The sequence below is a fragment of the Amycolatopsis ponsaeliensis genome, from assembly GCF_030182635.1.
Classification (GTDB): domain Bacteria; phylum Actinomycetota; class Actinomycetes; order Mycobacteriales; family Pseudonocardiaceae; genus Amycolatopsis; species Amycolatopsis ponsaeliensis.
Genome location: NZ_JAPZLD010000012.1, coordinates 219,417 through 242,809 on the forward strand (window position 1 = coordinate 219,417; position 23,393 = coordinate 242,809).

Here is a 23,393-nt window from a genome sequence, read left to right on the forward strand (position 1 = left end):
AAACAGTGTTCTAACCCTGTTTCCCACTCACGAGCAGCCGGCCCACCGCTTCCAGGACCGGCGTCAGCACCTCGACCTCGCGGGACGTGCCCACGCACTCGGTGATCCCCGCGCCCACGACCTCGTACCCGGCCAGGGCGTCCAGCTCGGCCACCAGCCGCCCGATCGTCCAGCCGCCCGGCTCCGGGTAGTTGAGGCCCGGGAACTCCGCCGGGTCGAGCACGTCCAGGTCCACGTGGACGTACAGCTTCTCCGCGCCCGCCAGTGCATCCATCGACGTGACCGCCAGCCCCCGCGCGACCGCCGCCCGTTCCTCCAGGTCGAACACGCGGGTCCCCAGCAGCGCGGCCCGGCCCGGCTCCAGCGCGGGCGCCGCCGCGAACTCCGGGTCGCCCTCGCCGAACAACGACCGCAGCACCATGCCGTGGAACGCCCCGGACGGCGACGACTCGGCCGTGTTCAGGTCGGCATGCGCGTCGAACCACGCGACGCCCAGGCCCGGCCCGTACCGGAAGCGGGCCACGCCGATCGGGACCAGCTCGACCCCGCAGTCGCCGCCGATCGTCAGGACCGGGCCGCCGGGTGACTCCAGTGCCGCCAGCTGGGCGGCGCGGTTCGGGCCCGTCAGCTCGGCGCGCGAAGAGACACCGCGGTCCACTTCGGACACCGAGCGCGTCTGCCGGACGTGGTGCACCGGCCGGCCGAGCACGTGCCCGGCCAGCTCCGCGAGCGCCAGGCAGCCGTCCGGCAGCTCCGCCGCCCGCGGTCCCACCGCGCCCTGGCGCTGCGGGACCGCGTTGACCAGCGTCACTCCAGCACCAGTAGCAGGTCACCGCCCTCGACCTGCTGGACGGAGTTGATCGCCAGCCGGCCGACCTTGCCGCCGGCGGACGCGGTGATCGACGCCTCCATCTTCATGGCCTCGATCGTCGCGACCGTCGCGCCGACCTCGACCGTGTCGCCTTCGGACACCTGCAGCGTGACCACGCCGGCGAACGGCGCCGCGACCTGCTTCGGGTTGCCCTTCTCCGCCTTCTCGGTCGCCGGGATGTCCGACGCGATCGACCGGTCGCGGATCTGGATCGGGCGCAGCTGACCGTTGAGCGTCGACATCACCGTGCGCACGCCGCGCTCGTCGGCCTCGCCGATCGCCTCCAGCTCGATGAGCAGCCGCACGCCCGGCTCGAGGTCGACCTGGTACTCCTCCCCCGGCCGCAGCCCGTAGAAGAAGTCCTTGCTGGGTAGCACGGATGTGTCGCCGTAGGCCTCGCGGTGCGTCTCGTACTCCTTGGTGGGCGCCGGGAACAGCAACCGGTTGAGCGTCCGGCGCGGGTGCTCCGCCAGTGCGGAACGGTCCTCTTCGGACAGTTCGGCGACCGGCTTCGCCGCCGCGCGGCCCTCGAGGGCCTTGGTGCGGAACGGCTCCGGCCAGCCGCCCGGCGGGTCGCCGAGCTCGCCGCGCAGGAAGCCGATCACCGAGTCGGGGATGTCGAACTTGTTCGGCTCCGCCTCGAAGTCGGCCGGCGAGACGCCCGCGCCGACCAGGTGCAGCGCGAGGTCGCCGACGACCTTCGACGACGGCGTCACCTTCACCAGGTGGCCGAGGATCTTGTCGGCCGCCGCGTACATCGCCTCGATGTCCTCGAACCGGTCGCCCAGGCCCAGCGCGATGGCCTGCGTGCGCAGGTTCGACAGCTGCCCGCCGGGGATCTCGTGGTGGTAGACGCGCCCGGTGGGCGAGGCCAGCCCGGCCTCGAACGGCGCGTAGATCTTGCGCACGCTCTCCCAGTACGGCTCCAGCTCGCCGATCGCGTCCAGGTCGAGCCCGGTCGTGCGGTCGGAGTGGTCGGTGGCCGCCACGATCGACGACAGCGACGGCTGCGACGTCGTGCCCGCCATCGACGACACCGCGCCGTCGACGGCGTCCGCGCCCGCGTTGATCGCCGCGAGGTAGGTGGCCAGCTGGCCACCCGCGGTGTCGTGGGTGTGGATGTGCACCGGCAGGTCGAACTCCTTGCGCAGCGCGGTGACCAGCCGGGTCGCCGCGGGCGCGCGCAGCAGCCCGGCCATGTCCTTGATCGCCAGGACGTGCGCCCCGGCGCCGACGATCTGCTCGGCCAGCTTGAGGTAGTAGTCGAGCGTGTAGAGCTTCTCGCCCGGGTCCGACAGGTCCGAGGTGTAGCAGAGCGCCACTTCGGCGACGGCGGAGCCGGTCTCGCGCACCGCTTCGATGGCCGGGCGCATCTGCTCGACGTCGTTGAGGGCGTCGAAGATCCGGAAGATGTCGATGCCGGTCTTCGTCGCCTCCTCGACGAAGGCGGTGGTCACCTCGGTCGGATAAGGCGTGTAGCCGACGGTGTTGCGCCCGCGCAGCAGCATCTGGAGGCAGATGTTCGGCACGGCTTCGCGCAGCGCGGCGAGACGCTCCCACGGGTCCTCGGCGAGGAACCGCAGCGCGACGTCGTAGGTCGCGCCGCCCCAGCACTCCAGCGACAGCAGCTGCGGCAGGGTGTTCGCGACGACCGGCGCGACCGCGAGGAGGTCCTTCGTACGGACGCGGGTGGCGAGCAACGACTGGTGCGCGTCGCGGAACGTCGTGTCCGTGACCCCGATGTGCGGCGACTTCCGCAGCCACTCCGCGAACCCGCCCGGGCCCAGTTCGACGAGCTTCTGCTTCGAGCCGTCGGCCGGCTGGGCGTCCTTCGGGAGCTTCGGCAGCTTCAGCGTCGCGTCCGGGGTCTTCGGGCGCTCGCCGTTCGGCTTGTTGACCGTCTGGTCGGCGAGGTAGGTCAGCAGGCGCGTGCCGCGGTCGGCGGACTGCCGCGCGGTGAGCAGCTGCGGGCGCTCCTCGATGAACGACGTCGTGACGCGCCCGGCGCGGAAGTCCTCGTCGTCGAGAACCGCCTGCAGGAACGGGATGTTCGTCGCGACGCCACGGATCCGGAACTCGGCGACGGCGCGGCGCGCGCGGCCGACGGCGGTCTTGAAGTCGCGGCCGCGGCAGGTGAGCTTCACCAGCAGCGAGTCGAAGTGCGCGCTGATCTCGGTGCCGGAGAAGGCGGTGCCGCCGTCGAGCCGGATGCCCGAGCCGCCCGGCGAGCGGTAGGCGGAGATCATCCCGGTGTCCGGGCGGAAGCCGTTGGCCGGGTCTTCGGTGGTGATGCGGCACTGGAGAGCCGCGCCGCGCAGGTAGATCTTGTCCTGGCTCAGGCCCAGGTCGTCCAGGGTCTCGCCGGCGGCGATCCTTAGCTGCGACTGCACGAGGTCGACGTCGGTGACCTCTTCGGTGACCGTGTGCTCGACCTGGATGCGCGGGTTCATCTCGATGAAGACGTGGTTGCCCTGCTTGTCGAGCAGGAACTCGACGGTGCCGGCGTTGCGGTAGCCGATCTGCTTCGCGAACTTGACGGCGTCCGCGCAGATCCGGTCCCGCAGCTCGGGATCGAGGTTCGGCGCCGGGGCCAGTTCGACGACCTTCTGGTGCCGCCGCTGCACCGAGCAGTCACGCTCGTAGAGGTGGATGATGTTGCCCGCGCCGTCGGCGAGGATCTGCACCTCGATGTGCCGCGGCTCGACGACGGCCTTCTCGAGGAAGACGGTCGGGTCGCCGAAGGCGGACTCGGCCTCGCGCGCGGCGGCCTCGATGGACTCGCGCAGCTGGGCGGGCTCCATGACGCGGCGCATCCCGCGCCCGCCACCGCCGGCGACGGCCTTCACGAACACGGGGAAGCCCAGGTCGTCGGCGGCCGCGACCAGCGCGTCGACGTCGCTGGAGGGTTCGGACGACCCGAGCACCGGCACGCCGGCCTCCCGCGCGGCCTTGACCGCGCGTGCCTTGTTGCCGGTGAGCTCGAGGATGTCGGCACTCGGCCCGACGAAGGTGATGCCCGCTTCTTCGCACGCGCGCGCGAGATCGGGGTTCTCGGAGAGGAAGCCGTAACCGGGGTAGACGGCGTCGGCTCCCGCCTTCTTCGCCGCGCTGACGATCTCGTCCACCGAGAGGTAGGCGCGCACGGGGTGACCGGGTTCGCCGATCTCGTACGCCTCGTCGGCCTTCAGCCGGTGCAGCGAGTTGCGGTCTTCGTGGGGGAACACGGCGACCGTGCCCGCGCCCAGTTCGAAGCCGGCGCGGAACGCGCGGATGGCGATCTCGCCGCGGTTGGCCACCAGCACCTTGCGGAACATGCCCGGTCCTTCCCGTATGGATCGGTAAGTCAACGCACGTTACCCGGTTCTTCCCGCTCTGCGGGAGTTCAGTACCAGGTGATGGACATCATGCGCCGCGGAAGATTGGCCGGGAGCGCGTCTGGGCAGCTTCTCAGGATCCCGCGGGTGCGTAAAGGAGCCGGTTGGCCGTGCCGTCCGGAACTCCCTTGAGCGCGTCCGGGGTCGCCGCCTGAACAAGCGCTTGGTCCACCTGGTCGGGCGCCGCTTCCGGGTGCTGGGCGCGGTACAGCGCCGCCACTCCCGCCGCGAACGCCGCCGCCATCGAGGTGCCCGACTCCGGGCCGGCGCCCGTGCCGCCCGCGATCGGGGCCGGGACCTCGACGCCCGGCGCGTACAGGTCGACGTCCTGGCCGAAGTTCGACGCCTTGTCGGGGTGGTCCTGGGCGTCGGTGGCCCCGACCGTCAGCGCCTCGGTGACGCGGCCCGGGGAGAAGCCGCTCGCGTCCGCCGTTTCGCTGCCCGCTGGGACCGCGACCGGGACCACCGCGGCGAGCCGTTTGACAGCCGCGTCGAGCTGGTCGTTCGGCACGCCGCCGATGCCGAGGACGGCGACCGCGGGCTGCTGGGCGTTCTGCGCGACCCAGTCGATGCCCGCGATGATCTGGTCGGTGGCACCGCCGCCGTCCTTGTCGAGCACCCGCACCGGCACGATCTGCGCGCCCTTCGCGACGCCGTAGTCCTTGCCGGCGGCGATCCCGGCGAGGCGCGTGCCGTGGCCGTTGGTGTCGGAGGTGTCGGAGCCGCCGTTCAGGAAGTCCCGCCCGGGCGCGACGCGGCCCTCGAAGTCGGGGTGCCGCGCGTCGACACCGCTGTCGATCACGTAGATCGTGACGCCCGAAGCGTCGCTCGCGTAGTGGTAGGCGTGGTCGAGCCCGGCGCGCTGGTCGATCCGGTCCAGGCCCCAGCTGGGCGGATCGGGCTGCACCCCACCGGCGGCGACGGCCGGCGTCTGTCCGGCGAACACGATGGCCACGGCGGCGAGCAGCATCCTCATGATCGTCGTGGTACCCCGCCGGTGGCGGGGCGACAACTCAGGACTGTCGCTCGATCGGCTGATTCCTGCGAAGCCGGACGCCCCACACGACGGCGAGCACCAAGAGCCCCGCCAACCCCGACACCGCGATCACCAGGCCCGCGTAGCTCAGGTAGGTGTACGGATCCATGGTGGCGAACGTCGGGCCCAGCACACCGGCCAGCCCGGCGGTCCCGGCGGCCAGCACCGCGCAGCCGACGACGGGCGGCCGCAGGACCGCCGCGACGGCAGGCAGCACGACGGCGAGCACCGCCCCGAGGACGTAGTACGCCGCGACCCGCTCGCCTTCGCTCGGATCGGCCTCGGCCAGCTGGGCGAGTTCGATGATCCACCCGGCGGCGACTCCCACTCCGAGCCCGATCGCCACCCACCCTTCCCAGCCGCGCACCATGCCGGCGCCCAGCCCGGCCGCGGGGCTCCGGCGTAGCGCGATCGGCGCGCACACCCCCGCGAGAACCATCGCGCTGTGCGCGATCAGCTCGAAGGTGAACCCGGCGCCCAGGACCTCGTCGGGGGTGACCGACGAAACCACGACACCCTCCGCGCTGAACCTCAGCAAGCCGAACAGCGCCGCGAAGCCGACTCCCAGCAGCAACGACGGACCGATCCGCTGCCGCGTGCGCGGGCTCAGGGACAGGACCCCCGCGACGAGCGCGCACCCCGCCACGACCACCACGTAGAGGGGCATGCCCGGCCGGTAGGAGGCCAAGGAGTTGTCGTAGTAGTAATGCAGGCCGAGCCCGATCAGTGCGAAGACGGCGCCGGCGATGGCGAGGATCCCGGCGGTGCCGGCGACGGGATCCGCCTGCTCGACGGGTTGCCGCGCTTCTGCTTCCGCGACGGCGGGTTCGGCTGCGGAGCCGGGATCCGCCACCACCACGGGTTCGGGGGCGCGGCCCCCTGTGGTGCCGGGTGCGTCGGACGCACCCGATGCCACATCGGGGCGCTTCACCGGCTCGGGTTCAGTCGCGGTCTCCGGTGCCGCCTCGGGTTCCGGCCCGGCCACCGGCTCCGGCTCGGCTTCCGGCACGGGCTGAGCCGCCACCTCCGGCTCCGGCACCAGTTCCGGCTCCGGCTCGGCCGCCACCTCCGGTTCGGACTCGACAGCCGGCTCCGGCTCGGCCGCCACCTCCGGCTCCGGCTCGGCGGCCGGGACCGCCTCGATCTCCACCTCCACCACGGCATCCCCGGTCGGCCCGGTCACCACCACCTTCCCGCGCCGCACCCCCGGCTCCCCGGCCGTCACCGACAGGTCCGCGCCCGAAGCCGTCTGCGTCACCGCGATCCACGCGTGCGATGCCTCGAACCGCACCTCCCGCGCCACCGGCGGGCCCGGCACCCGCAGCGACGCCGAGGCACGCGCGCCGGAAGCAGCCGACAACCGCACCGAAGGCACGTCCACCCGGACCACCGCGAAGCCGAGCGCGTCCGAAGCCGCCGCCGCGACGTGCTGGATGTCCGTCGCCGCCATGGACTTCAGCGCCTCGAACGCTCCCATCGCCACCGGGAGGTTGTCGCTCGCCAGCCGGCGTCTCAGCTCCGCCACCGCGCCCAGCCTCGTGAACGGGTTCTCCGCCGTGATCGCGCCCGCGAGGTCGGCCGGGATCGGGGACGGCTTGATCCGGCGGCGTCGGCTCTTCGCCAGGTACAGCTCGCCCTGCATCTCGATGTCGCGGCTCGGGGTCTGCTTCGGGTTGCGCTCGCGGACGCGGTCGAACAGGTACTCGTACAGCTCCCCCAGCGCGATCCAGCCGTCCTCGTCGCGGTCGGCCTCGCCCGTGCGCAGCCCCTCCACCAGCGCCGCCGTGAACACCGACGGCTGCGCGGGCTCCCCCTCGGCCAGCCGGGCGCCCTCGAAGGCGTATTCGATCGAGTTCGACGCCGTGATGACCGCCCGGCCGCGGCCGCCGCGGAAACTGTCGAGCACGTTCGCGTCGCCCGACGCCCGCACCGCCACGCCCTGCCCGAACGCCCCGCCGTAGCAGCAGTCCAGCAGCAGCACGACGCTGCGCGAGCGGCTCTGTCGCAGGCACTGCTGCACGAACTGCGCGGGTACCGCCGTCGACCGGAGCCGGTCGGGCCGGGTGTTGCGCGCGGCGAAGTACAGGCCGCCCGAGTCGTCCTTCAAGCCGTGGCAGGAAAAGTGCATCAGCAGGACGTCGTCGGGACGGCCCTCGGCGCAGAGATCCTCGATCTCCGCCTGCACGACGTGCGCGGTCTCGTTGCGGACCACCCGCACCTCGAAGTCGCTGATCGCCCGGTCGGACAGCACCTCCACGAGGGCGTCCGCGTCCGCCGCGGGCGAGCCCAGCCGCTGCAGCCCCGCGTTGTCGTACTCGCCGTTGGCGACGATCAACGCCCGCCTCCGCCCGGCCATACCGGTAGGAAACGCCCACCCGCGCACTACGGCAAGCAGCCGAACGGGCACACCTAGCCGGCGGACGCCTGGAAAATCGTTTCCTGCCCTTTCAGGCAGACGACGGCGTCGAACGCGGCCGCCACGTCGACCGCCGGCGCCATGTGCGCGTGCCGGATGCTCGACGCCGCGGGATGCGCGACCACACACGGGGCCTGAGAAGCCAGCGCCGCCTCCACGCTGCCTTCCGCGGGCCCCTCCAGAGCCTGCTCGTACATCCGGAACCCAAGCCGGGCTTCCGGGTCGGGCACGAGGCCGGTCGTCGTCCCCGAGACGGCGGTCAGCGCGAGCGCGAAGTACTTGTCCCCCAGCTCCGCGGCCAGGTGGGTACCCGCCGACGGCGCCGTCATGCCGGGCATCGGCGAGAACGGCACGCGCTGCAGATGTCCGTTGTGGAGCATCAGGACGATCTTCTCGCCCGGGTACAGCCGCCGCAGCAGCCGCACGGTCGCCGCCATGTACGTGTCCCGCGACGAACTCTGCGGCTCGGGCGCGCGGCCCGCCATCAACGCGTCCAGCTCCCGCAGGTAGAGGTCGATCCGCAGCGCGCCCTCAGCGTGGTGGGCGGCGACGTCGCCGTAGCCGAGCGCCTCCACATGTCCTTTGAGGACAGTCAGCGCCACCGTCGCCGCATCCCGCGCCGACGCGCTCATTTCCTTGTACCGCCCGGGAGCGACCGCACTGCTGATCGACGCATAGGGCTCGCACGCCGTCAGCGCAGCGTCCACAAGCGACACATTGGCCGGGTCCACGCGCAGGACGTGCTCACGGAGAGCCTGCAGCGACGGCACCGGTGAACCCGCCGAACTCGGCACGTCCAGACCGGCGAACCGGACACCGCGGCCGCGCAGCCAGGTCAGCATCGCGTGCACCTCGGCCGAGTCCCCCAGGCCGAACGTGAAGCCGTCCCGCGCGATGTCGGCGACGTCACCCGAGCCGCCGGACAGCCACGTGTCGACCAGGTGCCCTTCGGGAAACCCACCCTCGAACCCCAGCACGGTGAACCCGCATTCGGAGACGAGGTGACGCAGGAGGCGGTCGCGCAGCACGCCGAACTCGCGGATGTGATGGTTGTTCTCGCCGATCGCGACGACCTCGGCGTCGCCGATCAGCGCGGCGATGGACGTGACGTCGACGGACTCCGGTTCTGGCATACTGGGCACACTAACGCAACAGGAGTAGCAGTTGGCAACCGAGATTTCCGGCACGCGGCGGCCGGGCGGACGCACCGAGCGGACCCGCCTCGCCGCGCTCAATGCCACCCTCGAGCTGCTCGGCGAACGCGGGTACGCCGAGCTGACCGTCGAGGCGGTCGCCGAACGCTCCGGCGTGCACAAGACGACGCTGTACCGCCGGTGGGAGTCCGCCGAAGGCCTGGTCGCGGCGGCCCTGTCGATGGGGACCGAGCAGGAGTGGACGGCCCCGGACACCGGTTCCCTGGAAGGCGACCTGCGCGGGATCAACCTGGAGCTGGTGCACTACTTCACCTCGCCGGGCGAGCGCGAGCTCCCGACGGCGTCGATCTCGGCGGCGTTCCTCTCCTCCCGCGCGGCGGACGCCCTGCAGGAGTTCTACGTCGACCGCCACGCGCGCTCGGCGGTGGTGGTCGGCCGGGCCGTCGACCGCGGCGAAGTCCCGGCCGGCACGGACGCCGTCGAGGTCGTGCGGGTGGCGTGCGGGCCGATCTTCTACCGCCTGTTCATCTCCCGCGAAGGCGTGACGCCGGCGGACGCCGATCTCGCCGCGAAAGCCGCCGCGGCCGCCGCGAAAGCCGGCGTGTTCACGGCAACGAACGCCGGAACCGCCGCTCCTCCAGCGTGACCCGGCCCTCGTCGATCGTCTCGGTCTGGGTGGCGCCGTCGTCCACCCAGCCCTGCCGGACGTAGAAGGCCTTCGCTCGTTCGTTCGTCGACAGCACCCACAGGACGACGCTGTCACCGGAAAGCTCTTCGACGACCCGGTCGTGCAACTCCCGGCCGAGGCCCCGCCCCCAGTACTCCGGCAGCAGGTACAGCGCGTAGAGCCGGCCATCCCCGTACGCGGCGAACCCCGCGATGGCGCCGTCTTCTTCGGCGACCAGCACCGGGCCGCCATCGCCGATGCGCCGGGCCCACGACGCCGCGCGCGACTCCGCGGAGAGCCCGGCGAGGAAGTCCGCCGGAATCAACCCCGCGTACGCCGCCTGCCACGACGCCACGTGGACCTCGCCGATCGCCGCGGCGTCGGCGACCGTGGCCGGGCGGATCAACTCTTCTCCAGGTATTCCGCACGGTCGACGTCGACGACGTCGGCGACCATCTGCGCCAGGCCGTGGTACTTCTTCAGGTCCGGGTCCTTCTCGACGATCTCCTGCGCGCTCTCCCGCGACGCGGCGATCACGTCCTCGTCCCGCAGCAGCGAAAGCAGCTTGAGCGTCGAGCGCTTGCCGGACTGCGCGGAGCCGAGGATGTCGCCTTCCCGGCGCAGCTCCAGGTCCAGTTGCGACAGCTCGAAGCCGTCGGTCGTCGACTCGACCGCTGCCAAGCGCTCGCGCGTCGCCGTGCCGTCGAGGGCCTCGGTGACCAGCAGGCAGACGCCCGGCACGCTGCCCCGGCCGACACGGCCACGCAGCTGGTGCAGCTGGCTGACGCCGAAGCGGTCGGCATCCATGATCACCATCGCCGTCGCGTTCGGGACGTTGACGCCGACCTCGATCACCGTGGTGGCCACGAGGACGTCGAGCTGCGCCGCGGAGAACGCGCGCATCACAGCGTCCTTCTCGTCGGGCGGCATCCGGCCGTGCAGCACGCCGATCTTCAGCCCCTGCAGCGCGCCGTGCTCCAGGTCGGGCGCGACGTCGAGGACCGCGAGCGGCGGCCGCTTGTCGCTCTTGTCCGACGGCGGCTCGTCGCCGATCCGCGGGCACACGACGTACCCCTGGTGCCCCTTGCCGACCTCTTCGCGGACCCGCTGCCAGATCCGGTCGAACCAGGCCGGCTTCTCCGCGACCGGCACCACGGTGGTCTTGATCGGCGACCGCCCGACCGGCATCTCGCGCAGCGCGGACACCTCGAGGTCGCCGTACACGGTCATCGCGACCGTGCGCGGGATCGGCGTCGCGGTCATGACGAGGACGTGCGGGCTGGTGTCCCCGGCGCCGCGGGTGCGCAGCGCGTCCCGCTGCTCGACGCCGAAGCGGTGCTGCTCGTCGACGACCGCGAGGCCGAGGTCGGCGAACTCGACGTGGTCCTGGATCAGCGCGTGCGTGCCGACGACGATGCCCGCTTCGCCGCTGACGATCTCCAGCAGCGACTTCTTGCGCTCCTTCGCGCCCATCGACCCGGTGAGCAACGTGACTTTCGTGGCGTTTTCCGCCGCGCCCAGCTCGCCCGCCTGGCCGAGGTCGCCGAGCATCTCCCGCAGCGACCGCGCGTGCTGGGCGGCGAGGACCTCGGTGGGCGCCAGCATCGCCGTCTGCCGCCCGTTGTCGACGACCTGCAGCATCGCCCGCAGCGCGACGATCGTCTTGCCGGAGCCGACCTCGCCCTGCAGCAGCCGGTTCATCGGGTGCTCGGAGGCGAGGTCGGTGGCGATCTCGTCGCCGATCCCCCGCTGGCCCGCGGTCAGGTCGAAGGGCAGCCGCTTGTCGAAGGCGTCCATCAGACCGCCGCTGACGTGCGGGTTCGCCTTCGCCGGCCGCGAGATGGCCGAGTGGCGCCGCTGCGCGAAGATCAGCTGGACGGCCATGGCCTCGTCCCACTTGAGGCGTTTCTTCGACGCCTCCAGGTGCGCCCAGTTGTCCGGGCGGTGGATGCCGTGCAGCGCGGTGTCGAGGTCCGAGAGGCGGTGCAGCCGCCGCAGCTCCGCCGGCATCGGGTCGTCGTCGACCTCGAGGACGTCGAGCACCTGGCGCACGCACTTCGCGATCGACCACGTCGGCATGCCCTGCGCCGCCGGGTACACCGGGATGATCGCGGCGAGGAAGTCGTCCATCGCCTCGGCCTCGCGGTCGGCCTCGAACAGCTCGTACTCGGGGTTGGTCAGCTGGAGGGTGTCGCGGAAGGCGGACACCTTGCCGGCGAACAGGCCCGTCTTGCCGGGGACGAGGTCCTTCTCGCGCCAGGCCTGGTTGAAGAAGGCACAGGTGAGCCGGCGTTTCCCGTCGGTGATCACCATGTCGAGGATGGTCCCGTTCCGGGACTTCATCCGCCGCTTGCTCACCTTTTCCACGCGCGCCAGCACGGTGGCGTGCTCACCGAGCTCGAGGCCCGCGATGTCGGTGAGCTCGCCGCGCTCGGCGTAGCGGCGCGGGTAGTGGCGCAGCAGGTCGCTGACCGTCTCGATGTCCAACGCCGTGGCGAGCGCCTTCGCCGTCTTGGCGCCCAGCAGCAGCGGCAGCTTGTCGCGCAGTCCGGCCATCGGCTATTCGACTCCCATCAGCAGCACGGCCTCCACTTGGCCGCCGGCGTAGCTCGTCAGCTCCACCTCCGGGTGCTCCACCCGCAGCTGCTCGGCGAGCTCCTCGGCGACCCCGGGCGGGGCGGCGTCCCCGCTCAGCACCGTCACCAGCTCACCGCCGAGCGCCAGCATCCGGTTCAGCACCTTCATCGCGGCCGCGACCAGGTTCGTCTCCGACGCCGGTGCCGGTTCGATCAGCACCACCTCGTCGTCGACCAGGCCGACCACGTCGCCGGACTGGGCCCGGCCCACCCAGGTTAGCGATTCCTCCCGCGCGATCCGGAGTTCGCCACGCCTGGTCGCGGCGGCCGCTTCGGCCATCGCGACGACGTCGTCGTTGGTGCGGCGCCCGGCGTCGTGCACCGCGAGGGCGGCCAGGACCTGCACCGGCGAGACGCACGGGATGACCACGACGTCCCGGTCGGCGGCCATCGCGTGCCCGGCCGCGGTGTCGGCCGCCGCGGTGAGCGCGACGCTGCCCGGCAGCACGGTGACGTGCCGGCCGGCGGCCTCGTTGAGCAGGCTGATCACGTCCTCGACGCTGGGGGTTTCGCCGTCGGGCACGGCCAGCACCGGGATGCTCTCGGCACGCAGCAGCTCGGCCAGCTCGCCGCCGTGCACGACGGCGACGACCGTGCGGTCGATCCCGCCGCCGGGCTCGATCGGCGTCGGCGTGAGCAGCGGCTCGACGCGGATCTTGCGTGGACGGCCGAGCGCGAGCCCGGCCTCGATGGCGGCCCCGATGTCGGCGCAGTGGACGTGCACGGCGTGGCTGCCGGAGCCGTCGCCGGCCACCGTGACGCTGTCGCCGAGGCCGCTCAGCTCCTTGCGCAGGGTCGGCAGGCTTGCTTCCTCGACGCCGTCGAGGAGGTACATGACCTCCCAGGCGAAGGCCTCGGCCAGCGGGTCCGCGTGCACCTCGAGGGCGTGGAACTGCTCGAGCGCGGTGCCGGTGAGCACGCCGACCAGGGCGTCGAGCACGGCGACGAGCCCGCGGGCGCCCGCGTCGACGACGCCGGCCTTGGCCAGCGCGGGCAGCTGCAAGGGCGTCTTCTCGAGGGCGTGCGCGGCTTCCCGCGCGGCCTCCCGGGCGACCTCGGTCAGGGACCGGGTGTCACCGCGCACGGCGAGGGCCACGGCGTGCAGGACGGTGAGGATGGTCCCGGCGACCGGACGGCTGACGGCGCCGGTGGCGACCTCGTCGGCGTGCCCGAGCGCGCCGGCCAGCCACTCGCCGTCGAGCTCGCCTTCGGCGCGGTCGGCCAGCCCGCGCACGACCTGGGAAAGGATCACGCCGGAGTTGCCCTTGGCCGAAGCCACGGCGCCGCGGGCGAGGATCTTCAGCGCTTCGGCGGCGCTTTCCGGCTCGGCGGCTTCGAGCTCCCGGGCCGCGCCGGTCATCGTGAAGAGCATGTTGGAGCCGGTGTCGGAGTCCGCGACGGGGTAGACGTTGATCTCGTCGATGGCCGGCCGCAGGCTCGCGAGACTGTGCACGCAGCCCGTCGCCCAGGCCGACACCGCCGCCGTGTCCAGCACCCGCACCCCGTAACCTCCTGACCGGTCCGAGGCAGCGTATCGACCCGGTGCGGAACCTCGCGAAGCCAGTAGTTACTATGGTCGAGTTGCCCAGTGCATCTGGGCTCATTTCTATGACCCAGATCCAAAGGAGTTCGACGTGGCTGCCGTGTGCGACGTCTGTGGCAAGGGACCCGGCTTCGGCAAGTCGGTCTCGCACTCCCACCGCCGTACCAACCGCCGGTGGAACCCGAACATCCAGACCGTCCACGCCAAGGTGGGTGTGTCCCAGCGCAAGCGCTTGAACGTGTGCACCTCGTGCATCAAGGCGGGCAAGGTCGTTCGCGGCTGAGGCGAGAAGAGTTCGAAAATGGCGGGTGCTCTCCGGAGCACCCGCCATTTTTGTGCGCTTACTTCAGGAAGTCCGTCAGGAGCGGCTTCAGGGTCTCCGGGTGCTGGAGGACCCCGTGGTCCTGGCCCGGGAGGGTCTCGTGGCGGGCTCCCGGCACCGACGACGCCGCGATGCGGGCTCCCGACTGCAGCTTCTCCGGGCTCGCGCCGCCGCCGATCACCAAGGTCGGGACCGAGATCCGGGCCAGGTGGTCCTTGCGCGGGCGGGCGCCGGGGCCGCAGATCGTCAGGTCGTACGGGAGCGTGTGCGCCAGGCCGGTGAACCAGCCCCACACCGGGGCCGACTTCATGCCCTCGATCATCTCCGGCGGCGTGCCCGCGACCTCGAGGAACGTCGCCGCCGCGCCGTCGCGGTCGCCCGCCGCGATCTGCGCGCGCACCTTCTCCGTGACGTCGTCGCGGGGGTCCGAGTCCGTCGCGTACGGCGGCTCGTACGCCACCAGCTTCTCGATCGGCAGGCCCGCGGCGGCCGCTTCCAGGGCCAGCACCGCGCCCGACGAGTGCCCGAACACCGACGCCGTCCCGCCGGCCTCGGCGATCAGCGCCGCGATGTCCTCGATCTCCCGTTCCATCGCGTAAGGGCCGGTGTCGCCGCTGGCGCCGCGCCCCCGCCGGTCGTAGGCGATCGTCGTGAAGTCGTCGGCCAGGACCTCGGCCAAGCCGGCGACCGTGGTCCGGTCGTTGAACGCGCCGCCCACGAGGATCACGGGCGCGCCCGTGCCGCGCCGCTCGAAGAAGATCGGCGTGCCGTCGGCCGATGTGACGTTCATGGTGTCCTCCAAGGTCCGTTCCCCCTGGTCGGAGCCGTCACGCGGATCCGGACACCGAACCTACGGGAGTTTCCAGTCGACCGGTGCCGCGCCCTGCTTCTCCAGCAGCTGGTTGGCGCGGCTGAACGGCCGCGACCCGAAGAAGCCGTTGTGCGCCGAGAGCGGGCTCGGGTGCGCCGACTCGATGCACGGCACCTCGCCCAGCATCGGGCGCAGGTTGCGGGCGTTGCGGCCCCACAGGATCGCCACCATCGGCTCCGACCGGGCCGCGAGGGCCTTGATCGCCTGCTCGGTGACGTCTTCCCAGCCCTTGCCCTGGTGCGAGTTCGACTTGCCGGGCTGCACCGTCAGGGCCCTGTTGAGCAGCAGGACGCCCTGGTCGGCCCACGGCGTCAGGTCGCCGTTGGCCGGCAGCGGGTGGCCGAGGTCCTCGGCGTACTCCTTGTAGATGTTGACCAGGCTCTTCGGGATCGGCCGGACGTCCGGCGCCACCGAGAAGCTCAGGCCGACCGCGTGCCCCGGCGTCGGGTACGGGTCCTGCCCGACGATCAGCACCCGGACGTCGTGGAACGGCTGCTTGAACGCCCGCAGCACGTGCTCACCCGCCGGCAGGTAGGTCCGGCCGGCGGCGATCTCCGCGCGGAGGAACTCCCCCATGGCGGCGACCTGCGGCGCCACCGGTTCGAGGGCCTCGGCCCAGCCTGCCTCGACGATGTCCTGCAGCGGTCGTGCGGTCACGGCGCGCCAGCCTACCGGGCGTGGCCGGCGTCACCCGAGCGGGTCGAGCCGCCTCAGCTCGGTCCGGAACCGCTGCCCGCGTCCGACGTAGGAATCCACCACCAGCGCGATGTTCTCCGCGCTGAACGACTTGTTCTCCCGCGTCTTCGCGGGCACGCCGAGCGCGATCTCGCCGGTCTTCACGTGTGAGCCGTACGACAGCACCGCGCCGGCGCCGACCATGCCGCCGTCCTCGATCACCGAGCCGTTCAGCACCACCGAGCCGGACGCGATCAGGCAGCCGGTGCCGATCGTCGCGCCCTCGACGTGCACCGCGTGCCCGATCGCCGACGACGGCCCGAGGATCGTCGGGTGCCTCTCCGTGCAGTGCAGGACGCAGCCGTCCTGGACGTTGGAGCGGTCGCCGATCTCGATGTACCCGTGGTCGCCGCGCAGCACCGTCTGCGGCCACACCGACGCGAACGCGCCGATCCGGACGTCGCCGATCACCGTCGCGTCCGGGTGGACGTAGGCGTCGGGGTGGATCGTCGGCTCGAGGGAACCGAGAGCGTAGATCGGCATGCCGCCTCCGGGTGACTGCGGTTTCACGTGCTCTGCGATTGGATCACGGCATCGCCGCCGACAGGAACGCCAGTACCGGGAGCACGGCCCTCGTGCTCCTGCTCGTCGTGCTGACCTGGCTGCTCAGCCTGCCCGGGGCGTCGCCGGCGCTGGCGAACGGCCTGGCCGCGACCCCGCCGATGGGCTGGAACAGCTGGAACCAGGTCCGCTGCCACGACCTGACCGAGGACGTCGTCAAGAAGGCGGCCGACGCGCTGGCGGACACCGGCCTGCGGGACGCCGGCTACCGCTACGTCGTCGTCGACGACTGCTGGCAGGCCCCGAAGCGCGCCGCCGACGGCTCGCTGGCGGCCGATCCCACGCGGTTCCCGCACGGCATCGCCGACCTAGCCGACTACGTCCACTCCCGCGGCCTGCTGTTCGGCATCTACGCCGTGCCGGGCAGCCGGACCTGCGCGATGGCCAACGACGCCTACCCCGCGTCCGGCATCGGCTCGCTGGGCCACGAGCAGCAGGACGCCGAGACGTTCGACCGCTGGGGCGTCGACTACCTCAAGTACGACTGGTGCAACGCCGACACCGTCGACGGCCTCGACCGGAAGGCGGCGTTCGAGAAGATGCGCGACGAGCTCGCCGCGCTCCCCCGCCCGATCGTTTACGCGATCTCCGAATACGGCGTCTCCAGCCCGTGGACCTGGGCGCGGCCGGTGGCGAACCTGTGGCGGACCACCTACGACCTGACCCCGACCTGGGACTCCGTGCTCGCGACGATCGACCAGCAGGCCACCGTCGCCGTCCACAGCGGCTCGCCGGGCGGCTGGAACGACCCGGACATGCTGCAGGTCGGCAACGGCACGCTGAGCGCGGACGAGGCCCGCGCGCACTTCAGCGTCTGGGCCGTGCTGAACGCGCCGCTGTTCGCCGGCACCGACCCGGCGAAGCTGAGCGACGACGACCTCGCGACGCTGGGCAACCCCGAGGCGATCGCCGTCGACCAGGACTTCGCGGGCGGGCAGGGCCGCCAGCTCGCCGCGGGTCCCGGCTACCAGGTGTGGGGGAAACCCCTGACCGGCGGTGGGTTCGCGGTGGTGCTGCTCAACACCGGCACCACCACCGCGACCGTCTCCGCGGCGATCCCGGGTGCGTGGAACGTCCGGGACCTGTGGGCCCACCAGGACGTCGGAACGGACGTCTCCGCGTCGCTGCGGCCGCACGCCGCGGCCCTGCTGAAGCTCACGCCCCGCTGAGGTCCTTGGCGTAGCACCGGCTCTCGGGTTCGTTCTTGTACATGCCGAAGCCCGGGATCTCGACGTAGCCCGAGGACGCGTAGAGCGCGATCGCCTCCGGCTGCAGGGTGCCGGTCTCCAGCACCGCGCGCTTGCGGCCGGACAGCGCGGCCGTGCGTTCCAGCTCGAAGAGGATCATGCGCGCGAAGCCGCGGCCGCGGGCGGAATCGGCGACGTACATGCGCTTGAACTCGGCGTCGCCGTCCTGGAAGTCCGGCTCGGGGCCGTCGTGCGCCCGCCACGCTCCACAGGCGACGGCCTCGTCGCCCTGGTAGCCGACCAGGAACAGGCCCGCGGGCGGGTCGAACTGCTCGGGGTTCATCGGGGTGGCGTCTTCGCTGCCGTAGCGGTCGACGTACACCTGCTGCACCGCGGCCATGAGCGTGACCGCGTCGGGATGGTCGAAGGGGACCGGAACGATTCTCACGTCCGCCGACTTTAGTTCAGCGCCAGTGGGTCCAACCGGCTTCTCGCGCAAAAGGCTTGCCGTCCACGGTGATCCCCGAGTCCGGCATGGTCGCGACGCCGATCGTGCGCCAGCCCTCGGGCAGCTCGGCGAACGGCGGGAAGGTGGCCACCAGCGCGTGGTCCTCACCGCCGGTGAGCACCCAGTCCAGGGGGTCCGCGCCCAGCGCGGCGCCGACTTCGGTGAGCCGCGCGGGGATGTCGAGGTCGGCGGTCCGGATATCGAGGCCGACGCCGGAGGCCTCGCCGATGTGGGCGAGATCGGCCAGGAGCCCGTCGGAGACGTCGATCATCGCGGTGGCCCCGGCCAGGGCGGCACGCGGGCCGGCGTCGTAGGGCGGTTCCGGGCAGCGCTGGGCGTTGACGACGCCGACCGGGGAGCGGAACCCGCGCCCGAGCACGGCCAGTCCGGCGGCGGCCCAGCCGAGCTTCCCGCAGACCGCGACGACGTCGCCGGGCCGGGCGCCCGAGCGCGTCACGGGTTCGCGGTCGCCGAGGTCGCCGAGCGCGGTGACGCTGATCACGAGCTGGTCGGCGCGGACCATGTCGCCGCCGGAGACGCCGATGCCGGCACGCTCGGCTTCGGCCCACATGCCGTCGGCGAGCGCGGTGACGAGCTCGCGCGGGGTGTCGGGTGGGCAGGCGAGGCCGACCAGGACGGTGGTCGGGGTGGCGCCCATGGCGGCGATGTCGGCCAGGTTGACCGCGACGGCCTTGCGCCCGACGTACTCGGGTGGCGACCAGTCGAGCCGGAAGTGGACGCCCTGGACGAGCACGTCGGTGCTGGCGACCACGCGGCCGTCGGGGGCGGCGACGACGGCGGCGTCGTCACCCGGGCCGAGCAGCGTGCCCGGGGGCTGGCGCCGTCCTTCGGTGACGGCGCGGATGAGCGCGAACTCGCCGGTCTCGGCGACCGTTGCGTCGTTCGGTGACACCGGTCACCTCTGCTTTCTCTACCGGGACAAAGATCGATCACCGATAGTCGGATGCCCTATGTTTTTCGGTGAGCTGGCTATACGTTCCTACCTGAGCTGACCGATCCCGACGAAAGGGCGCGCCGTGGTCCACGCATACATCCTCATCCAGACCGAGGTCGGCAAGGCGGCCGCGGTGGCGGCCGAGATCTCCAGCATCGCGGGCGTCACCAGTTCGGAGGATGTCACCGGACCGTACGACGTGATCGTCCGCGCGGCCGCCGACAGCGTCGACCAGCTGGGCCAGCTCGTGGTCGCGAAGGTGCAGAACGTGGAAGGCATCACGCGGACCCTGACCTGCCCGGTCGTGCATCTCTGAGCAGTGGTGTAGTGGTCGGGTGCCAGATTCCGACACCGGTGCTCCACCCAAGGTGGTGCTCGTCACCGCGGCTGCCCTTGCCGTGGCCTTGGCGGTCGCCGTCGCCGTCTTCGCGCTGACCCTGCGCTCCTCGAACTCCGCCGATTCCGGCCCGTTGCCGCTCGTCCCGGTGCCGGCGCCCTTCGCCACGGCCCCGGGCTGCACGACGCTGCTGAGCGCGGTGCCGACCGAGCTGACGTCGAACGGGACGTCTCTGAAGGTGCGCACCCTGGCCGACCCGGCGCCGCCGGCGACGGTGGCCTGGGGCTCGACCGATCCGCTCGTCCTGCGCTGCGGGCTGGACCGGCCCCCGGAGCTGACGCCGACCGCGGCGTTGCGACTGGTGAACAAGGTGCAGTGGCTGCAGGTGCCGGGCGACGGCGCGTCGACGTGGTACGTCGTGGATCGCGAGGTCTACGCGGCTTTGACGGTGCCGGACAGCGCCGGGACGGGGCCGTTGCAGCAGATCTCGGACACGGTCGCGGCGAAGCTGCCCCCGCGTCCGCTGCGGTTCTCCTAGCGCAGGCCGGTGCCGCGGGCGACGGCCGTCTCGATGAGGGTGGTCAGCAGCGTCGCGTAGTCCACGCCGGTGACCTCCCACATCTTCGGGTAGGCGGACTTCGTCGTGAAGCCGGGCATGGTGTTGACCTCGTTGATGGTCAGCTCGCCGTCGGCGCCGACGAAGAAGTCGACGCGGGCGAGGCCCTGGCAGTCGAGCGCCTGGAACGCCTTGACGGCCATGGCGCGGAGCTTCTCGGTGAGCGCGTCGTCGAGCTTGGCGGGGATGTCCAGCTCCGCGTCGTCGCCGAGGTACTTGGTTTCGAAGTCGTACCAAGCGTTTTCGTCTTCGGAGAGAACGCGGATCTCGGCGGGCAGCGAGGCTTCGACGCGGCCGTCCGGGAACTCGAGCACCCCGCACTCGACCTCGCGACCGACGACAGCGGCCTCGACGAGGACCTTGGGATCGGTGGCGCGGGCGAGTTCGATGGCGGCGTCGAGGTCGTCCCAGTCCGTCACGCGGCTGATGCCGACGGACGACCCGGCACGCGACGGCTTGACGAAGACGGGCAGGCCGAGCCGGCCCTTGTCCTCGTCGTCCAAAGTGGACTGATCCCGCCGGAGGGCGGCGAAGGTACCGACCGGAAGCCCTTCGGCGGCAAGGAGTTTCTTCGCGGTCTCCTTGTCCATGGCGGCGGCGCTGGCGAGAACGCCGGGGCCGACGTACGGGATGCCGGCGAGCTCGAGGAGGCCCTGGATGGTGCCGTCCTCGCCGAAGGCGCCGTGCAGCACGGGGAAGACGACGTCCACCTGGGACAGCAGCTCGCTTTCCCGCCCGGCTTCGACGGCGACGAGGCCCTGGCTGGAGGGATCACCGGCGAGGACGAGGCCCTTGCCGTCGTCGACGGAAGGCAGTTCGCGGCCCCGGATGGCGAGCTGGGCGGAGTCCCCGGTACCGAGCACCCACCGGCCGGCGCGGGTGATGCCGACCGGGACGGCTTCGAAGCGTTCCGGGTCGAGGTTCCCCAGGACGCTGCCGGCGGACAGGCAGGAGATGGTGTGCTCGCTGCTGCGCCCGCCGAACACGACCGCCACCCGGATCTTCTCGCTCATGGTGAGCCACCGTACCCGGTGACCTCGGCGAACAGCCGAGCCCGGTGCGCCGGGCGGCCGACGGCGGGCGGTGAGCGCAACCTGTGCGGGGCCTGTCACGTCTGGTACATCGAGGGACCGGTGGGCCCGGGAATGCTTCGCGCTCGGGACCGGGTTCGGCATTGCTGGGCGCTGGGGTTCGGCTGCGGCCGGCCAGGGCGGAGCCCGCCCTCCCCTTGGGGGCCACCGCCCGCTCCAGCGTATCGACGAGGGCCGACGCAAAGCCCCGAAAACCACCGGCCGAACCCAGTTGTCCACATCACGGCCGGGCTGTGGACAACAGCGCAAGCACACCACAACAAGCCGTGGAAACCACCAAACCTCAGCGCAGCAAAGAAACCAACGTAGGCAAAGCAGCCACCAAAGCCTCCCGAGCACAACCGGCATACCCGATCGCCACCCCATGCGACGAAGGCTCCCCGGCGAAATGCCGAGCCAACCCGTCCAACCGGATCCCCCGCCGCTCAGCGGAAGCGATCACCGAAACCTCCACCGAAGCCGACGGAAACGGCACCACCAGGTGCGCCCCCGCGTCGTCACCGCGGACCGGCACCCCGGCCGCGGCCAACGCCCCCGCCAGCAACGTCCGCCGCTCAGCCATCTCCCGCCGAAGTTTCCGCAGGTGACGACCCAAATCCCCGTTCCGCGCGAACTCGTACAACACCCGCTGCCCCGCCGGCGACGGCCGCGTCCCCGTCAAATCCCGATACGCCAGCACCGCCGACGTGATCGCCTCCGGCGCCACCATCCACCCCGCACCCAGCGTCGGCGTGAGGATCTTCGACGTCGTCCCCAGATGCGCCACGACGTCCGGCGCCAGCGAAGCCAGCATCGGCAACGGCGCCACGTCGAAGCGCAGCTCGCCGTCGTAGTCGTCCTCGATAACGAGCATCCCGGCTGAACGCGCCAGCTCCACCAGCGAAACCCGCCGCGCCGCGCTCAGCCGGCTGCCCATCGGGTACTGGTGCGCCGGCGAGCAGTACACCGCCCTCGCCCCCGGCGGGATCGCGTCCGGCCGCAGCCCCTCGTCGTCCACCGGCACGCCCACCACCCGCATGCCCGCCCGCAGGAACGCCTGCACCGCGCGCTGGTACCCCGGCTCCTCGACGGCGACGACGTCCCCGCGTTCGAGCACCGCCGCGGCCAGCTCGACGACCGCCGCCGTCGTCCCGCCGGTCGCCAGCACCGAACCCGCCGCCAGCCCGCGGTGGCGCAGCAAGTGCTCCGACACCGCCGCCCGGTACTCCGGCAGCCCGGCGCGGTGCGCGCGGACCAGCGGGTCCGGGTCGGCCGCGGCACGCCAGGCGCGGCGCCAGGCCGCGCGGTCCAGGCCGTCCGCCCACGGCGTGCCGGGCCCCAGGTCGAGCAGCGACGGCACCTCCGTCTCGGGCGCCGGGACCGCGGGCGCCGGGACCTCCGAAGCCGAAAACGAAGGCGGCGTCGTCACGTACGTGCCGGAGCCGTGGCGCCCGGCGATCCACCCCTCGGCGTGCAGCTGCTCGTAAGCCGCGGACGTCACCGTGCGACTGACGCCGAGCCGGCCGGCCAAGGCCCGCGTCGAAGGGAGCCGGTCGCCGCCGCGCAGGTGGCCGGAAGCCGCCGCTTCGCGCAGCGCGTCGGCGAGCTGGACGGCCAACGGCGTCACGGCCGAGCGATCGAGGCTCACCGGGAGCGCGGTGTCGGCGTGGGTCACGGGACCTCCTCAAGTGGACTTCCCAAGTGTACGAGAAGTGGACATTTTCCGATGCCACTGCACTGGGAGACGCTGGTCGCATGCTGTCCACCACGCCCCGCACCACGCTCGGCCGCAAGAAGCACCGGGCCGTGACCGACCGCTCGGCCCTCCACGACGTCCTGGACGAGGGCCTGATCTGCCACCTCGGCATCGTCCGCGACGGCGCGCCGATGGTCCTGCCGACCGGCTACGGCCGCGACGGCGACACGCTCTACCTGCACGGCTCCACCGGCGCGTCGAGCCTGCGCACGGCGTCGCGGGACCTCGACGTCTGCGTCACGGTGACGCTCCTCGACGGCATCGTCTACTCGCGGTCGGTGAACAACCACTCGATGAATTACCGCAGCGCGGTCATCTTCGGGAAAGCGACACTGGTCACCGATTCCGAAGCGAAGATGCACGGTCTCAAGGTGCTGACCGACCACCTCGCCCCAGGCTCGTGGGAGCACGCGCGCGAGGTCAACGCGAAGGAGTTCGCGGCGGTGAGCGTGCTGGCGCTCGACCTCGCCGAGGCGTCGGTGAAGATGCGCGCCGAGGGCCCGGACGACGAGCCGGAGGACCTCGACGCCGACGCGGCCTGGGCCGGGGTGCTGCCGGTCCGGACGGTCTTCGGCGCGCCCGAGCCGTCCACCGACCTCTCCCCCGGCTGGACGACGCCCCCGCACGTCACCGGTCGTGAGTGAGAAACAGGGTTAGAACACTGTTTGTAACTAGTCAGGTCCCCGGTCGTGTGGTGGTTGTCGTGGTGCGATGATCATCGTGTGACCGGGGATGGGCGTCCGTCGTATGACGAGCTTGCTGCTCTGGTGGTCGCGCA

Annotated in this window: 21 protein-coding genes; 6 read left to right on the top strand and 15 right to left on the bottom strand. The window is 71.9% G+C overall.

Features of this window, described 5'->3' with window-relative positions; genetic code table 11:
* Positions 1-10: 10 nt before the first annotated feature.
* The 5 genes from QQ657_RS20200 to QQ657_RS20220 all read right to left on the bottom strand — a co-directional run bounded on the left by QQ657_RS20200 (position 11) and on the right by QQ657_RS20220 (position 8,830).
* Entirely contained in the window at positions 11-811 is an 801-nt protein-coding gene (locus tag QQ657_RS20200) for an arginase family protein (RefSeq protein ID WP_284743725.1), read from the bottom strand.
* Complete coding sequence (locus QQ657_RS20205) at positions 808-4,185, bottom strand: pyruvate carboxylase (RefSeq protein ID WP_284743726.1); 3,378 nt, start codon at positions 4,183-4,185, stop codon at positions 808-810. The genes QQ657_RS20200 and QQ657_RS20205 overlap by 4 nt, the downstream gene beginning before the upstream one ends.
* A 133-nt stretch (positions 4,186-4,318) precedes the next feature.
* Positions 4,319-5,215, bottom strand: a complete 897-nt coding sequence (locus QQ657_RS20210; RefSeq protein ID WP_284743759.1) for a S8 family peptidase — start codon at positions 5,213-5,215, stop codon at positions 4,319-4,321.
* Positions 5,216-5,258: 43 nt separating this feature from the next.
* Positions 5,259-7,637, bottom strand: a complete 2,379-nt coding sequence (locus tag QQ657_RS20215; protein ID WP_284743727.1) for a caspase, EACC1-associated type — start codon at positions 7,635-7,637, stop codon at positions 5,259-5,261.
* Between the two features lie 53 nt (positions 7,638-7,690).
* Positions 7,691-8,830: an erythromycin esterase family protein gene (locus tag QQ657_RS20220; RefSeq protein ID WP_284743728.1), complete on the bottom strand. Its 1,140-nt coding sequence runs from the start codon at positions 8,828-8,830 to the stop codon at positions 7,691-7,693.
* 31 nt (positions 8,831-8,861) lie between these two features.
* Between QQ657_RS20220 and QQ657_RS20225 the strand changes: the two genes are divergently transcribed.
* On the top strand, positions 8,862-9,497 hold the full coding sequence (locus QQ657_RS20225; RefSeq protein ID WP_284743729.1) for a TetR/AcrR family transcriptional regulator: 636 nt from the start codon (positions 8,862-8,864) through the stop codon (positions 9,495-9,497).
* Here QQ657_RS20225 and QQ657_RS20230 read toward each other — a convergent pair.
* The 3 genes from QQ657_RS20230 to QQ657_RS20240 are packed head-to-tail and all read right to left on the bottom strand — an operon-like array spanning position 9,457 to position 13,655.
* Entirely contained in the window at positions 9,457-9,924 is a 468-nt protein-coding gene (locus tag QQ657_RS20230) for a GNAT family N-acetyltransferase (protein ID WP_284743730.1), read from the bottom strand. The genes QQ657_RS20225 and QQ657_RS20230 overlap by 41 nt on opposite strands.
* On the bottom strand, positions 9,921-12,074 hold the full coding sequence (gene recG / locus QQ657_RS20235; protein WP_284743731.1) for an ATP-dependent DNA helicase RecG: 2,154 nt from the start codon (positions 12,072-12,074) through the stop codon (positions 9,921-9,923). The genes QQ657_RS20230 and recG overlap by 4 nt, the downstream gene beginning before the upstream one ends.
* Before the next feature lie 3 nt (positions 12,075-12,077).
* Positions 12,078-13,655, bottom strand: coding sequence for a DAK2 domain-containing protein (locus tag QQ657_RS20240; RefSeq protein ID WP_284743732.1), 1,578 nt, complete (start codon positions 13,653-13,655; stop codon positions 12,078-12,080).
* Positions 13,656-13,788: 133 nt separating this feature from the next.
* On the opposite strand from QQ657_RS20240, the gene rpmB reads away from it, so the two are divergent.
* The gene (gene rpmB, locus QQ657_RS20245; protein WP_003091970.1) at positions 13,789-13,980 is read left to right on the top strand and encodes a 50S ribosomal protein L28; all 192 of its coding nucleotides are present in this window, start codon (positions 13,789-13,791) and stop codon (positions 13,978-13,980) included.
* A gap of 58 nt (positions 13,981-14,038) precedes the next feature.
* Here rpmB and QQ657_RS20250 read toward each other — a convergent pair whose 3' ends face one another.
* From QQ657_RS20250 to QQ657_RS20260, 3 genes are read right to left on the bottom strand one after another with little or no spacing between them, the layout of a single operon-like run.
* The gene (locus tag QQ657_RS20250; RefSeq protein WP_284743733.1) at positions 14,039-14,809 is read right to left on the bottom strand and encodes an alpha/beta fold hydrolase; all 771 of its coding nucleotides are present in this window, start codon (positions 14,807-14,809) and stop codon (positions 14,039-14,041) included.
* Between the two features lie 60 nt (positions 14,810-14,869).
* Positions 14,870-15,547 carry a uracil-DNA glycosylase gene (locus QQ657_RS20255; RefSeq protein ID WP_284743734.1) on the bottom strand — a complete coding sequence of 226 codons (678 nt, stop codon included), beginning with the start codon at positions 15,545-15,547 and terminating at the stop codon, positions 14,870-14,872.
* Between the two features lie 30 nt (positions 15,548-15,577).
* Positions 15,578-16,108 (bottom strand): gamma carbonic anhydrase family protein, encoded by a 531-nt coding sequence (locus QQ657_RS20260; RefSeq protein ID WP_284743735.1) that lies wholly within the window; start codon positions 16,106-16,108, stop codon positions 15,578-15,580.
* Positions 16,109-16,200: 92 nt separating this feature from the next.
* Here QQ657_RS20260 and QQ657_RS20265 point away from each other — a divergent pair, with 92 nt between their 5' ends.
* Positions 16,201-17,355: a glycoside hydrolase family 27 protein gene (locus QQ657_RS20265; RefSeq protein ID WP_284743736.1), complete on the top strand. Its 1,155-nt coding sequence runs from the start codon at positions 16,201-16,203 to the stop codon at positions 17,353-17,355.
* Here the strand turns inward: QQ657_RS20265 and QQ657_RS20270 are convergent.
* Entirely contained in the window at positions 17,342-17,821 is a 480-nt protein-coding gene (locus QQ657_RS20270) for a GNAT family N-acetyltransferase (RefSeq protein ID WP_284743737.1), read from the bottom strand. The genes QQ657_RS20265 and QQ657_RS20270 overlap by 14 nt on opposite strands.
* Before the next feature lie 16 nt (positions 17,822-17,837).
* Positions 17,838-18,794: a thiamine-phosphate kinase gene (locus QQ657_RS20275; RefSeq protein WP_284743738.1), complete on the bottom strand. Its 957-nt coding sequence runs from the start codon at positions 18,792-18,794 to the stop codon at positions 17,838-17,840.
* A gap of 124 nt (positions 18,795-18,918) precedes the next feature.
* On the opposite strand from QQ657_RS20275, the gene QQ657_RS20280 reads away from it, so the two are divergent.
* Positions 18,919-19,152: an Lrp/AsnC ligand binding domain-containing protein gene (locus tag QQ657_RS20280; RefSeq protein WP_155545137.1), complete on the top strand. Its 234-nt coding sequence runs from the start codon at positions 18,919-18,921 to the stop codon at positions 19,150-19,152.
* A 19-nt stretch (positions 19,153-19,171) separates the two neighbouring features.
* Positions 19,172-19,711 carry a DUF3515 domain-containing protein gene (locus QQ657_RS20285; protein ID WP_284743739.1) on the top strand — a complete coding sequence of 180 codons (540 nt, stop codon included), beginning with the start codon at positions 19,172-19,174 and terminating at the stop codon, positions 19,709-19,711.
* Here QQ657_RS20285 and QQ657_RS20290 read toward each other — a convergent pair.
* On the bottom strand, positions 19,708-20,802 hold the full coding sequence (locus QQ657_RS20290) for a D-alanine--D-alanine ligase family protein (RefSeq protein ID WP_284743740.1): 1,095 nt from the start codon (positions 20,800-20,802) through the stop codon (positions 19,708-19,710). The two genes, QQ657_RS20285 and QQ657_RS20290, sit on opposite strands and share 4 nt — an antisense overlap.
* Before the next feature lie 361 nt (positions 20,803-21,163).
* Positions 21,164-22,534, bottom strand: a complete 1,371-nt coding sequence (gene pdxR / locus QQ657_RS20295; RefSeq protein ID WP_284743741.1) for a MocR-like pyridoxine biosynthesis transcription factor PdxR — start codon at positions 22,532-22,534, stop codon at positions 21,164-21,166.
* Positions 22,535-22,614: 80 nt separating this feature from the next.
* On the opposite strand from pdxR, the gene QQ657_RS20300 reads away from it, so the two are divergent.
* A complete protein-coding gene (locus tag QQ657_RS20300) occupies positions 22,615-23,259 on the top strand; it encodes a pyridoxamine 5'-phosphate oxidase family protein (protein WP_284743742.1) in 645 nt (214 codons plus the stop codon).
* Positions 23,260-23,393: the final 134 nt, after the last annotated feature.

Bases quoted from the DNA above. Each gene is read 5' to 3' on its own strand.
- QQ657_RS20205 (WP_284743726.1), bottom strand. From the start codon at position 4,185: ATGTTCCGCAAGGTGCTGGTGGCCAACCGCGGCGAGATCGCCATCCGC.
- QQ657_RS20210 (WP_284743759.1), bottom strand. From the start codon at position 5,215: ATGCTGCTCGCCGCCGTGGCCATCGTGTTCGCCGGACAGACGCCGGCC.
- QQ657_RS20215 (WP_284743727.1), bottom strand. From the start codon at position 7,637: ATGGCCGGGCGGAGGCGGGCGTTGATCGTCGCCAACGGCGAGTACGAC.
- QQ657_RS20220 (WP_284743728.1), bottom strand. From the start codon at position 8,830: ATGCCAGAACCGGAGTCCGTCGACGTCACGTCCATCGCCGCGCTGATC.
- recG (WP_284743731.1), bottom strand. From the start codon at position 12,074: ATGGCCGGACTGCGCGACAAGCTGCCGCTGCTGCTGGGCGCCAAGACG.
- QQ657_RS20250 (WP_284743733.1), bottom strand. From the start codon at position 14,809: ATGAACGTCACATCGGCCGACGGCACGCCGATCTTCTTCGAGCGGCGC.
- QQ657_RS20260 (WP_284743735.1), bottom strand. From the start codon at position 16,108: ATGCCGATCTACGCTCTCGGTTCCCTCGAGCCGACGATCCACCCCGAC.
- QQ657_RS20290 (WP_284743740.1), bottom strand. From the start codon at position 20,802: ATGAGCGAGAAGATCCGGGTGGCGGTCGTGTTCGGCGGGCGCAGCAGC.
- QQ657_RS20300 (WP_284743742.1), top strand. From the start codon at position 22,615: ATGCTGTCCACCACGCCCCGCACCACGCTCGGCCGCAAGAAGCACCGG.